The organism is Xenorhabdus eapokensis, assembly GCF_001908105.1.
The window spans coordinates 1-14210 of record NZ_MKGQ01000050.1 but is presented as its reverse complement, the minus strand read 5'-3'; the positions used below and the strand labels follow the sequence as shown (position 1 = coordinate 14210).

Below are 14210 nucleotides of genomic sequence, written 5' to 3'. Positions count from 1 at the left end.
CAGTCCATTTTGGGATTTTTTTTGATTTGGCGATTAATCAGATCGCAAAAATTGGACTGAGTTCCCTCCAAGTGATCTACTATTTTGAAAGCTTATTTAGGTTTGCTCCGTGCTTAGTAATATGGATGCCATCGTCTGTTCTAATTTTTTTTTCATCTAAAAAAACTGTGTATTTTTCACCCATATTTTTACTCCTAATCCTGCCAATCAGTTCAAAAATAGAACGAGAATAATCAATTGAGTTTATTTCTTTATTGAAGTCGTTTGTCCCAATGCTTATAATAACAAGGTCATATTTATCAAAATTAATACGCTCAATAGCAGAAAACCAATCATATCTATTCCTATTTAAAAGCCCAGAACCAACTTGATAAAAAACATCTGCATCTTTATTAATTAAGGATTTATATGACTCACTATAAACGTATGTTAAAGAGTCACCAAAAAATAAAGCTTTACAATGCCCATTTAATGGAAGAAAGGAAAAGAAAATGAAAAAAAACCTTATTGAATGAATAAAATTCATTCATCGCCTCCATTTGCATTCTGGTAATATACCTGATTAATATACCTACCTCTACCATCACCATGGCCTAAATCCATAGATACCTGTGCTAATACTTCTTTTTTATTAAATCCTGCTTTCTGATAATATTCGCTAAGTTCTTTAGCAACATAATATCGCATGCTGTGAGGTGCTTTTTTACCAACTAATCCGGCTGAACGAACTATATTTCTATAACGATCAATCGCCTGATGGATACTAGGTTTATCAATTAACTTACCATCACGTTCTTTCATTACACTTTCAGCATAATTAATAGCATTTTTAAGTTGTTCACTATTTAAAATAGTAGTATCTCTAGGACGTCCCCCCTTTGTACCAAAAACTACTCTGACAGAATGATGTCCATTATTTAAAGATTGCTTCCACGTATTTATAGATTTACAAGCTTGAACAGCTTCTTTTGTTCTCAGCCCTAAAACATATGCCAATTGTAAAGTTGCAGCAACACCTTTATCAATTCTTTCCACTTCTTTAAATGCTTGCTTAAATTCATCGGGAAATAATGCTTCTTTTGTTCCCATACGGCTTGCACCTGCTATTCCAAGAGAACGATTATTCAATCGTTCATTATTTGGATCAGCTAATTTATGTTTTCCTGCTTGTGAAAGAATACCACGCAATGCTGACATTTCATTTTGTAAAGTTCGGTTACTAATATTTTCAGATTTTCTTTTTTCAACATATCCTTCGATATATTTAATTTTTAAGCTATCTAATTGACGTAATTTAATTCCTGAAGAGTTCAAATAATTAAGAAACTGTTTGGCTATTCGAGTGCGATCAGCAACTGTAGCAAAACTACCTCCTGCTTTACGGGCACAAGTAATAAAGTTTTTTTTAAATGTTTCTACCTTTGATCGTGATGTTTTTTTATCCATAAAAACCTCCAATAGCATTAGAATTATGAATAATTTTTTATTATTCATAAGCCTACTGCCTCTATCACAAACAAACTGTTAGTTTTTCGTCATTACAGACGTTCCCTGCGTATCGGTTATGTGTGTCCTCCTGACAGTCAGATATTGTGTAGCAGGGCGCTATCATGTTGAGTTATTGCAGGAGCGCGCTCTGTGCTCTGCACTGCGCTTTAATGCTCCCCGTTCAGAACCTGTTACTAGGATGAACGCCTCAATATCTTGACTATTTATCTCCTATTTATCAAAAAGTTAGATTCATTAATTGAAACTAAAAGTTGAGTTTTCCCAAGCGACCGTTCGTAAAACGGGCGCGCCGGACGCTTTGTAAAAAATTTAAAACGATCTCTTACAACGTTTTGAAATATACCAACTGTTGTCTTCATTTGGTAAAACCGTTTGAAAAGATGTCTTAACGTTAGTTGTAATGCGGTCTGGAAGTTTTACGCCTAGCGGCGTCACTTGGTAATCGCTACGCTTTTACTCAAGTGACGCCGCTCATCTTCCTGCTTCCAATACCGCTATTCGAAGATAACGAAAATGCCAAATGTTCCAAATGGCATATCGTTATATCGACGCCGGTAAAGGCCGCGAAAGCTCTCGACGTATTTACAAAAGACGTATTACATCGACAAAGATGTTTGATGTTTTTCTACATCAAACAGCACGTTTGAAGGAATTCATCTACTTTGATGAATTTTATTTGAATATTTCTTAATCGCTTTAGCGATCCCCGTTTTCAAAGAATAAACGGGTTTACCCAGAGTGTTTACTGTCTGCCTTTTCAGGTGTGGCAGATGGTGCAGTCACCCGAAAGCGTTCCTCTCAGACTACTAGAACATTGATATTTGCAATCACCCAAAGGCGTTCCTCTCAGATTGCTGGAACATTGATTGGTTACCATAAGGTAACGTTATAACGATAAAAATCTTACACTGGCAGTTCATGCTCGTCAATGATTGAAAACCACTCACAAAATTATTATTACCCTAATTCTGTGTGAATTTGGTTACCCATTTGTTTACAATCAATTTTTATGCACAAATGGGCTTCACGACTTTTTTCCATAAAAATCAGGTTGCTTTTTCTTGCATAAAGTACATACTTTAAATATGTATTTATAATATACACTTTAGGTGCATCATAATGAAACATAGAGTTAATGTAACAGTTGATAAAGAAAATTATCTAATTCTAAGCTCCGCTGGCATAAATATTTCAGGTTTTGTTAATGAAACCATGGCGAAGGAGGCTCAACGCATCAAAGCTGAAAATTGGAAGGAAAATAATCGTAAAGGAATGGAAGAGGTTGCTCAATTTATTGAGCAATATGGCTCATTTGCTGATGAAAATAGGAACTGGTAAATGCAATTTATTGTTTATCAATATAAACGAAAAGAAAGCAAATACAGCCTGCTTATTGATGTGCAAAGCGATATTATTGAAACACCAGGAAGGCGTATGGTTATTCCTTTGATTGAAGCATATCATTTTTCAAACAAGGTAAACCGTCATTTATTTCCCATAGTGCAAATCGAGCATAAAGATTATCAACTTTTAACAACAGAGCTTTCAAGTATTCCAGAAAACGTAATTGGAGAAAAAATCGCTGATGCGACTCAGTGGTCGACAAGTATCAAAGATGCGCTTAATCTTTTGTTTTGGGGAATTTAAATAATCGTTTTTATATATTGAGTGATGTTTTATATCAAGTGAAGTACACAATGAAAAAAATAACTTCCACGGAAGACTATTGGCTAAACATCAACAAGATGAACGATGCGCTAATAAGCAATAAATCTTGCCATTTTTTATAGAATAAGGGGACTACATGCAAAAAAATTTAAAGATAAGATCCCGAGGAGAACTTTGGGGGACAAAAGCAGCGTATATCTGGAAACGATGTTTTAATAAATTAAAAAGTTGGGATAAAACGTGTGTTAATAAAGCAAAGGAAAGTAATGTCCCTACATGGATTGGGCATCTTCCAATCTTTATAATAAGCGCTTTAGCCGTAACAGCACTTATCTTAAGTACTATTATCACTATAATTATAGTGTCAATTTTCTTTATTATAATATTAGTTTTATCTAAAACACCTAGTGCAGGGCCTTTAAAACATGGGCATTACGATTTAGACGGATACCATTACCCTGATGGGAATATTGATCAGAGTGATCGGTGATAATTATTTAGCACTAGCGAAATTCCGCTTCCTCGCTTTAGCTGTACGTTCCTCGCTTCGCTGCGGTACGCCTCAGCTAAAGACTGCGGCGAGCGTTGCAGAATTAGCCACCCATTTTGATTCAGTGCCTGTCAGATTAAATACGTGTTGGATTTTTTTCCGCCCAGATTAATATTCCTTCCAATTGTGGCGATCTCCGTCAGGATGATCCCCGTCAGGATGATCCCCGTCTCGGCAACGTGTTTTATGAGAGTTACCCACTTTGATTTAAGATTCAGCGCCTTTAATCAAAGTGGGTAACTCTTTTCATTAGATAGAATCAAAAATTACTTTGCATCAGACATGAAATTAAGTTCCATACTATCATATATACTGCTATCACTCTCTAACATAGCAAAAACAATCACAGACTCTGCTTTATTATCTGTAACTTCCATTACTATTTGACCATATGGGTCAGTATATTTTGTATCATGTTGAGCATCATCCAGGAAATTAGCTGAAGTAATTAAATCATTTGGAGTCGTATATTTTACATTATCGCCACTGGTAGGCAATTCGTTATCTTCAGAGTAATGAGTCCATTCTCCATTTGAATATCCAAATACGTATTTATCATACGTATGAACAATAAAGTCAGGAGAAGGTTTACTGTTTTTAGAAACATATGTCTGATAGCTAGCATCAGATTGGATAATAATATAGGTACCATCTTTAGCTGTGGCTGGCAATATGATAAGAGGTGACCAATTTCCATCACTTGTATTTATATATGTATAAAGTTCAGGATTGTTAGGGATACGCATAGCGATATAAAATATGACGCCGATATTTTCTTGGTTGTTACTTAAGGTCGCAATTACACGATTATTTGTCATCTTTTTCAAAGAAAGATAAGGGGTTGACGTAAGTTCAGAATTAATTATTTTAACATAAGCAGGCTCAGAATAACCGGTATTAGCGACATCAGTTACTGTATAAGTAACAGTGTAATCCCCATAAGATAGACTAGAAAAAGGTACTGTTATATGTATAGTATAGGGAACGGGATTCTCTATAAAATAATTCTCAGCTTTGACACCATTCAATAATAATTGAAGCGTTTCTTTTGGTTTTTCAGTATCAAAATGATCAATAACAACTAGCATAAAATCATTTTCCATTTTACTCACATCAATAATTCCACTTTCATCTTTTTGTGGCAGCGTAGGTTTTTTAAGAGGATTGATTTTCATCATTTTTCTCCATTAAAATTTGATTTAGCCCCTGAGGGGCGTTACTAGTTCAGACTCTGAGAACCTTCTATGGGGATAACAGAGAAGGATTTAACCATGAGTAGCCTTACTGGCAGAGCCAATCTGTCGCTGACCACCTCCGCAGGAGGTGGTATTCAGTTATGAATAAAACTTTAGGTAAATGTAAAAATATCTCTTCTTTAATTTACATATTATTTGGGATAATTATTTAATAATGTATTGAGATTATACCTCCCACCTCAGAAAGTGAGGTGAGAACTTGCAGAAGTATTATACACACTACATGTTATTAGATAATTTCTAATACTTAATCAGAATCCAAAGGAGCAGTATCAAGAAATCCCTGCCAACTCATTGAATATTCTTGTTGACTATTAATATAATAAATATACATAGGAGCAGGGTTACCATCAAAATCTGTATGAACATTTAATAACATATTTTGATTAATCTTGGTCTGAATATGGCCTACGTGAACATCCGTATCCTTTATATCTATTGTACTTAAAAGTGGATTTTCAAAAGTCGGATTACCTGTACTAGGATCATATCCATTTATGGCTAAATAGAGTGAAATAGTATCTCCTGCTTTTACTTGATTTTTATCACCAATGGGGACAACACACACCACCCCCTCACTAACCGACTCTATTCCAAAAACAGTATATTCTTCAATTTCATCTTTCAGATCATTCAAAATTTTAACTCGCTCTAATTTTCCTCTCGGTGGCTGATAATTTCCGCTATCAGCCAATTTAAAAAGTAAATCTTTTGATCTGTAGGCATCCGCTCCTGGCGTCAAAATATAGTAATACAGAGAGTTAGTTTCAAGTACGTTAAAAGTATTATAAAGGACCTTAAAAGGTTCGTCTTTACGACTTCTGTCACCATATATTTCTGACGTACATAGTGTAGCTACACCCTGACTACCGACATCGCTCATAATATACACAGTGTCGTTTGGTTGAAGTATATTGGATCTAGGAACTCTAACATTAAATTTGCTATCACCTATATTTGATGGAGGATATATCTTATCGCCATTCATATTCTCAATTATAGGTGCATCTATATTGTCAGAAGGGAGTATATCTTTTGTAACAAACAATGCCTTCTGTGTGGATTTAACTGTTTCATCGCCAATAATTGAAGAAATATTTATTTCCCTTATATATAACTCCGTTATCTTTCTGGGAAAGAATTTTACCTTAAGGTTACCATCATCATCCGTATTAATGTAATACATATCGTTATTAAAAGGTAAAATCTCTGTTCCGCCATCATACAAACGTGTATGGCTTATATTATCTACATGTAATGCAATCTGGCAATTTTTCATCGCAGTGCCATCTTTTTTCCTCGGATACATTACCACATTCAAGTGTGCATTATTATTATAATTAGGTTTTACTCCATCAGCAGCAGGGGTCAAATCTTCGATAAAATTACTGCCCATAATTATCAGGTTTAAGGATGATAGGTCAAGATCTCCTTTATGTTGATGTTGCTTACAAGTAATAGTCTGTTTAGTATTAGATTTATCAACATTAGTTGTAACTTCTAATTTTATATCTGATTTATCCATACTGTTTTTTACTTTAATAATATACGGCACTGTTATTTTATTGTTCTTAACATCAACATCTTTCTTTCTATGATTATCCTCATAAACATCTATTTCCACATTTGGATTATTTGATATGTTTGTAATAGTAATATTACTACCTGTAACTACCTTATGTGTGTTATCTCCAGTATAAGTGGTTATTACAATAATATTGGAACCTTGAAAAACATCAGCGCCTTTAAAATCAATAGCTAAGATTTCAGTAGTAGTACTCATATTATTACCTTTTTATATTGTTAATGAAATATTTATCAAGAGGAATCGAAATTATCAATGTCTGGTTAATATAAAAAATCGCTCCTATTCTTATCAAAAGATTCTCATTGAGTTCATTACATAAAATTTATAATTTCCCAGAGAAACAATCAACTAAAAATATGAAAACATGAAAATATGAAAATATGAAAACATGAAAATATGAAAACATGAAAATATGAAAATATGAAAATATGAAAATATGAAAATATAATTTATTATAACCAGTGGTGACTGAGTTATAATTCATAGTGCATTCTATAGCAACTGGCCGCCTTTTCAGAAATTGCACTTATCATGAAAATCCAAGCTATCTTATTGAGATTTTAAAACCAGATTACATTCAAAAAAAATAAAAGTCAATATACTTAGAATAAAAAATATCATTATTCCCTATAAAAAATTTACATTTAGATATAATTACAGAACACTTAAAATAACCTCTCCATTTAATAAGAAATTGCAATTTCTTATTGTAAAGTTATAAAATAAACATTGAAATAATAAAAAAACAAAACAATCACATTATTGTGAGATAAAACTGGTCACGTATTCAACCCATTGATAGTGATGTATAATCACTATTTTTTTGGGGGAAGTAAAATGGCGACGATTGAAGTAAAATATCGATTTTGTCAGCAAACTGAATCCGTCAAAAAACACGATAAGGGCGCGTGGCAAGAGGGTATAAAGATACTGCCCGTGCATTACACATTAGTATTAATGCCGTCGTTCGGGTTTTAAAACTTATGGTCGCCATATGAACGCATCCGTTCGCAAGACAAAAACCATGTAAAAACGACACATTAGATGCATGTTTTGACAGGCTTAATTTTTAAAATTCTATCTAATAGCAAAGTAAAATAAATAAATCAGCCTTATGTGATGAGCTTAATGGATAAGCCTGTGTATATCCAGAGGTGTTTGCTCCAATGAAGTCAACTCCATCGATATCACCAATTAATCCTGCGGCTTTTAAATCCGTCCCCTGCTTCACAAGCTCTGTAATGCTATCTTCTATATCGGTCGTTTCCACTGGTGACCCTGTCGTACAACTCATAGCAGGACTGAATTGACGCTCAGGCGGATACGCATAGGACACAGCCTTACCATAAACTCCCCCAGTATCAGCAAATACCATCTTATTAATGGCTATATTTGTTTGGTATACAAGGTAACGGCCTGAAGGAAATGTGTAGCGGCTTTCTACCGTTGTACTACCCGCTGCTTTCACTTCGAAATATCCATCACCTGTATCATTTTTAACCGCCACAATTATAATATTTTCATTGTTTGAATTATAGGCTGGATAAGCATTAGCACCAGCAATTTCAGGGTTATTAGCGTTGTGTTTAGGTATAAATCTCAATTTATCCCAACCAAAGGTTAAGTTACGCGCGAGTACGCCATCTCGCGTCGTAGCTAGACCTTTCTGCCCATTGTAATGATAAAGTAAAATATGATTATCGTCATTTTTAGGTCTCGCAGTGATTTTTACCGTTTCGCTTTTCGAATCTGGAGAACTATTATCAGCCGCAGCAGTGACTGTAATATTATCAAATCCTCCATTATCACTGTACATCGTGAAAGTTGCCTGTCCCTGCGAATTGGTTATATTTTCCTGTGTAGTAATCAGATGAGGTTCCTGCGCTAAAGGAACAGGTAATGATGTGCCCCAGTTTATCGGTACACCTGGTTGCAGCCCATTATCTTTTTTACGTTTTATCGTTGCAATAAATGTGTACTGATTCGCCTTACCTTCAAGTGTCGATGTAGGGCGAATAACTGTAAACGTTAGAGTATAAGCTTTGTCAAAAGAAACTTTGTCGGCACATTGTTGCCCATTTTCAGAGGCTCGATTACCAGCAATAGCAACGCAAACTACAGCATCTTTTATCGGTGGGTTATGAGAACTGACCAAATTATTTGTGAGTTCTCCTTTGGGTGAGGTGGTAACGTCTCCTGACGTTTTCAGATAAGTTGTTTTATCTCCTGTTGGTTGCTGAAGACTCCATTCAAATTTTATTTTTTGTCCAGTATAAATGGTCGTGCCATCCGGTTCATAGACCATTGCCGTATAGGTATAAGCATCACTTCCATCATTGCTCACATCGCCACTCTTCGGTGTAACTATCGGTTTGTGAATGACAGGCCATGCAAAGTTTGCAGGCTGCTGTGCTTTCCCTGTATTTCCACCGGATGAAGCAGTTACAATAATATTTGATGCAGCCACAGAACTCGTGAGTTTGGCCGTGACTTTTCCGTCACCATCAGTGACTGTTGTAACAGGATCTAGAGTGACGCCCTGAACACTTTCTAACAGACTCCATTGCACTGTCTTGCCTTTTTCTGCTTTACCCTCACTATTTGTAATAATTGCCGTATAAGTATAAGTATCATGAACTGATTTAAGTTTAGCGCTATCAGGTTGCACACTGATATTTTCCAACTTAACAGGTTCGGCAAAAGAAACTTTGTCGGCACATTGTTGCCCATTTTCAGAGGCTCGATTACCAGCAATAGCAACGCAAACTACAGCATCTTTTATCGGTGGGTTATGAGAACTGACCAAATTATTTGTAAGTTCTCCTTTGGGCGAGGTGGTAACGTCTCCTGACGTTTTCAGATAAGTTGTTTTATCTCCTGTTGGTTGCTGAAGACTCCATTCAAATTTTATTTTTTGTCCAGTATAAATGGTCGTGCCATCCGGTTCATAGACCATTGCCGTATAGGTATAAGCATCACTTCCATCATTGCTCACATCGCCACTCTTCGGTGTAACTATCGGTTTGTGAATGACAGGCCATGCAAAGTTTGCAGGCTGCTGTGCTTTCCCTGTATTTCCACCGGATGAAGCAGTTACAATAATATTTGATGCAGCCACAGAACTCGTGAGTTTGGCCGTGACTTTTCCGTCACCATCAGTGACTGTTGTAACAGGATCTAGAGTGACGCCCTGAACACTTTCTAACAGACTCCATTGCACTGTCTTGCCTTTTTCTGCTTTACCCTCACTATTTGTAATAATTGCCGTATAAGTATAAGTATCATGAACTGATTTAAGTTTAGCGCTATCAGGTTGCACACTGATACTTTCCAACTTAAAAGATACTGCCCGTGGTGCCTTTACAGGGGATTGTTTTTCAATGGTAAGTGAAACCCATATTCCATCCGCTTTTTTATTACTGGTCAGCGTTGCTTTTAATTTCCCTTCGCTGTCTGTTTGTATCTCGTCTTTTGGCACGTGTAAAGTTAGTCCATCAACAGGATTATCTATATTCCAGTTCACTTCAGAGAGTTTTTTATTTATTGCAGGATTCTTTTCATTATCAACAATAAGCGCCTTATAGGTGTAAGTTTGCTCACCATCAGCAGTTAAATCGCCATCAGGAGTGACTTCAATTTCTTTCACCTGATAACTTTGGGTATTGTCAGTAAAACTTACCGTTCCCAATAACTTCTTAGGTTGACTATCCATAACTAAATAAACCTTTACATCTTTAATTGATTTTGTGCTGGTTAATATAACGCGATCATCTTTGAGAAAATATCCGTTCTTATCTGTTTTTATTTGTTCGAATTTATATTGAGGATGAAATTCCAGCCCGGAGTTTTTATCCGCAGGAGGTTCAGTTACCCATTGAACATTGTCAATTGTTATTTCTGATGGTACTTTGTCAGATGTATCAAAAGTAATAACAGGACTAAACGTATATCCATCCTTTGTATCTCCCGACGCAGGTAATGGACCTGATGGAGTGAAATTAGCCTCATCTCTGTGATAAATTTCAAAAGGTTTGACAATTAATTGAATATGCTGTGGTTCTGTTTTTTGGTTATTGCTTAATTCAGCAACAGTATAAAATGTATAGACATTTTTTTCATTTTTTCCGTTTAAAAACTCAGGCAGTACTACTTGAATCCCATTGGAACTAACAAAAATTTTCCCTTTGTTTTTTTCAAAATTTTCTCTTTCTTTTTCACCGTAAATATGAATTTTTTTAATTGATGTATCAGTAGGTAATTTTATTGGGATATTAATCTGTTGACGACTATAACCTATCACTGTTGCTTTCTGTAAAGAAAATTGGGCAGTCGGAATACTTCTGTGATCAAGGACAATATTATTATTTCTCTCCACTAAATCATAACGGCTACCTGCTAGTGTTCGCATTGAAGCGACATTATCCGGTGATAATTGTTCACTCAATGAAGAACCTAATTTGATATTTAAATTTGCCAGAAATTGCATTTCAGTACGGTTTCCTGTTCCCTGTTTATAATCCGCACCGATGGTGATTAATGGAATTGGCGTATACGTTAAACCAATTTTTGCCAGTGAGGGGTTTTTCTGTTTAGTTTTCCGATCGAATAACGTTACATTGTCGCCAAAATATTGCTCATAACTCAGATTAGTACCTAAATTAGGATAGAAAGGCAGGTAAAACTCCCCATTAATGTTATAACCATTTGCAGGGCGTTCATGATAATATTGAAATTTTCTAGATTGTTGCCAGTCGCTTAGACGATAATAAGCATTAGCAGAAAGTTTAATGTAATTACCCCAAATTTCACTGCCAAACCCTACTCGTCTGTTTTTACCAATGATATCATAATCATAAAATGTATTCAGACCATACATCCAATTCTGATAAAAATAACGCCCGCCTAAACCAAAATTCACAGTATCCCGACTATCTTTATTACGATAGCCAAATTGAGAAAAGAATAACCAATTGGTTTTATTATCATAGAGAGGTAATAATAGATCGAGTGAGCTATTTTTTAGCGACCCTTTTCTGTCTAATCCAAAATTAATTTTTACTGTACCAAACTGAGATAGCCATTTTTGCACTTCGGATGAAATAGTGTTGTTAAATCTACTCAGCGCATAATAAGTTGCTTGTTCCTTAAGTTCTGAAGGCGAAGAGGATAATATATTCCTAGCGACTTGCATATTGTTATGAATAATCTTAGAAGTATCAGGTTCATAAGTATTATTCAAATAGGTTTCCTGCTTTTTTGGTTGCACACTATGTTCAACCGAAGCGCTAGTCGTTGTCGAAAGCATAAATAATGTATAGAATAGAATAATCAGAAAAATTATCTTTTTTACACATGATGACATATATCAGCACTCCTTAAATAGTCATCCACATTAACGTATTAATTTAGCTTCTTTTTTCTTTAGCACATTAATAAAGTAATCTTAGTATCTGTATAGCATTTTTTCAAAAATACTGTTATCTGTAAGAGAGACATACTCACAACAATTAGGTCATGCTTCCAATTGCGAGCGCATTTCCAACTCCCATATCTATTAAAAATGTAATTAAAAACATTCTAGTCGTTGTTAAAAAGAACGATAAAAAAACTGCATATATGCAGCATGACGCGCTTGTCAGGTTGATTAGTAAGTTAACTGTGAATCGGATTATTGATAGCAATACAGGACTAGAACTTACTAGGGGTAGTGATCCGCATCAGAGAAATCCTAATAACCGCATTCGAATGATGAAGAGTGATTGACTCTCCAGTATTTTGCGATTGAAGTGTTGACAATATGAAGCGATGTTTCAATTAAGTGTGGTGATTGAGTTTATAAAACCCAATCACCTACTATTATTTTTTCAATTGATTAATAGCCGATGTGCCGCCTTTAGTAGCTGCTTCACCACCTTTACCCCCTGCTTGCTTAGATTCGGCAGTTCCTCTTTGCATCGCTCCAGTTTCCAATGTTCCGCCAACTTTAACACCCGCCCAGGATAACGCCCCCATCCAAACTGCTGGTAATACTAAGAACATCGTACCCATGACAAAGTTGATAATAATGTCATCCGAAGTATTCTGTATTCCCATAACGTTCCAACGGCTATGTGTATCTGAGCTATATAACGCTTCGATCATCCAGCTATCTAACCAACGAGCTAATTCCCACCAGAATGTTAAGAAATTCAAGGCAAAAATCACAAATGTTAATGTAACTGCTGTCTTAAAATCGTAGGCTGAAAACATTAAAATCAAAGGTAACATTACATATATAGCCATCAGTAATAAGCTTTGAACCATAGGCAGTGATTGCCGCATCGCGTCTAATGCTGGAAATATTGCCAATGAACCCAGAACTTGCCCTACCATAGATCCGGCACGTGTCGCCGTACTTGTTATAGTGAAAAAGTCAGCATTACCGCCATATCCCATATACACAGAATCTCCCTGAGACACTTGTAAGCTGGCTGGGCTGACTAAACGGCGAATAACAGCTTCTTGAAACTCTTTTAAATCTTCATTTATCAATCTCATCGCTGATTTTGCTCGTAACCACATCCCCGGATCAGCTTGTTCCATTACTAATTTTCTAAGCCCAACTTTTTCATCTGACCACCATTGAGCACATGTTGGATACCCTCCGATTCCAGTATTAGAATAACCATCATCACGCTGAGAAACCCATGGAAAACTCTCTCTAGGAGTACGTGACTGTAAGGTCTGATAGGCTCCATTTAAAAACGTTCTAGAACCTAGCCATTCAATATCTCTCAAAACGCTTTCATTCAACTCCTTACCCTGGTCTTGACTCTTCCAGTCATATAATGCAAGCGAATAACAATCATTAGTAAAATCCTGCAATGCGGCTACTAATGAACCGTTTTTTATATAGCTATGCTGGACTTCAAAACGAACTTGGCGTAAGTCTGGGCGACATGGAATAGTTGCAACAGAAGCTTGAGTGATTCCCTTAGATACTTTATGGATCAACATCCACCATATTGGTGCTTTTGCCGTTTTATCGTCTAAAGATGAGATAGTGCCTCTGAAACCAGAATCTTCTGGTTTTGCTGCTATCCACGTCCCACAATATTTACTCCTGCTTAAATCAATTTGCATAGTGCTAAGACTAATGTTAAAAAGTGGAACACAGCAAAAAACCATTACGATAAAAGCACCATAAATTGCGTTTTCAATTCTAACAATAGATAAAGTCCCTTTATTTCCTTCGTCTTCTCCTTCCTCACGTACTTTTAACCATATACCCACTACTTTAAATAATAATGGAACAACAAAAAGACCTGTACTGAGTAATATATTCCATAAACCATTATTAATTATCCAACCCAATAGAGTCAGGAAATATTCAAGATAGCTATTTGTGGTCATGGCTACTCTCCACTGTTTATCCAAATAAGCATCTCATTGACCAGGACAAGCAATACATACATTAACACTATACGTTTAAAGGATTGTTTTGATTTTGAGGGAACTTTTCCTGATCTCCAAAAATTCCATAAAAAGACACTAATCAATATAAATAAGATTTCAAAATAATAGATCACTTGGAGGGAACTCAGTCCGGTTTTTGCGATCTGATCAATTGCGAAAAATCACAAATCACCCAACGGACCGA

Annotated in this window: 9 protein-coding genes and 1 pseudogene; 4 read left to right on the top strand and 6 right to left on the bottom strand. The window is 35.7% G+C overall.

Annotated features, from left to right (window positions below):
- Positions 1-79: 79 nt before the first annotated feature.
- Positions 80-526, bottom strand: coding sequence for an SGNH/GDSL hydrolase family protein (locus Xedl_RS25940; RefSeq protein ID WP_143187473.1), 447 nt, complete (start codon positions 524-526; stop codon positions 80-82).
- On the bottom strand, positions 523-1446 hold the full coding sequence (locus tag Xedl_RS18055; protein WP_074025137.1) for an integrase domain-containing protein: 924 nt from the start codon (positions 1444-1446) through the stop codon (positions 523-525). The genes Xedl_RS25940 and Xedl_RS18055 overlap by 4 nt, the downstream gene beginning before the upstream one ends.
- A 1182-nt stretch (positions 1447-2628) precedes the next feature.
- Here Xedl_RS18055 and ccdA point away from each other — a divergent pair.
- The 3 genes from ccdA (at position 2629) to Xedl_RS18040 (ending at position 3667) form a co-directional block, all read left to right on the top strand.
- Positions 2629-2847 carry a type II toxin-antitoxin system antitoxin CcdA gene (gene ccdA, locus Xedl_RS18050; protein WP_074025136.1) on the top strand — a complete coding sequence of 73 codons (219 nt, stop codon included), beginning with the start codon at positions 2629-2631 and terminating at the stop codon, positions 2845-2847.
- A complete protein-coding gene (ccdB, locus tag Xedl_RS18045) occupies positions 2848-3156 on the top strand; it encodes a type II toxin-antitoxin system toxin CcdB (protein WP_074025135.1) in 309 nt (102 codons plus the stop codon). It abuts the gene before it with no gap.
- A 157-nt stretch (positions 3157-3313) separates the two neighbouring features.
- Positions 3314-3667, top strand: coding sequence for a hypothetical protein (locus tag Xedl_RS18040; RefSeq protein WP_074025134.1), 354 nt, complete (start codon positions 3314-3316; stop codon positions 3665-3667).
- A 326-nt stretch (positions 3668-3993) separates the two neighbouring features.
- On the opposite strand, the gene Xedl_RS18035 is transcribed toward Xedl_RS18040, so the two are convergent.
- Complete coding sequence (locus tag Xedl_RS18035; RefSeq protein WP_143187472.1) at positions 3994-4905, bottom strand: hypothetical protein; 912 nt, start codon at positions 4903-4905, stop codon at positions 3994-3996.
- 325 nt (positions 4906-5230) lie between these two features.
- The gene (locus Xedl_RS18030; protein WP_074025132.1) at positions 5231-6766 is read right to left on the bottom strand and encodes a hypothetical protein; all 1536 of its coding nucleotides are present in this window, start codon (positions 6764-6766) and stop codon (positions 5231-5233) included.
- Positions 6767-7408: 642 nt separating this feature from the next.
- On the opposite strand from Xedl_RS18030, the pseudogene Xedl_RS39455 reads away from it, so the two are divergent.
- Positions 7409-7551: pseudogene (locus tag Xedl_RS39455) on the top strand (IS1 family transposase); the annotation flags it as partial.
- A gap of 101 nt (positions 7552-7652) precedes the next feature.
- Here Xedl_RS39455 and Xedl_RS18025 read toward each other — a convergent pair.
- On the bottom strand, positions 7653-11933 hold the full coding sequence (locus Xedl_RS18025) for an inverse autotransporter beta domain-containing protein (protein ID WP_074025131.1): 4281 nt from the start codon (positions 11931-11933) through the stop codon (positions 7653-7655).
- A 494-nt stretch (positions 11934-12427) separates the two neighbouring features.
- Positions 12428-13963 carry a conjugal transfer protein TraG N-terminal domain-containing protein gene (locus Xedl_RS18015; protein WP_074025129.1) on the bottom strand — a complete coding sequence of 512 codons (1536 nt, stop codon included), beginning with the start codon at positions 13961-13963 and terminating at the stop codon, positions 12428-12430.
- Positions 13964-14210 lie beyond the last annotated feature (247 nt).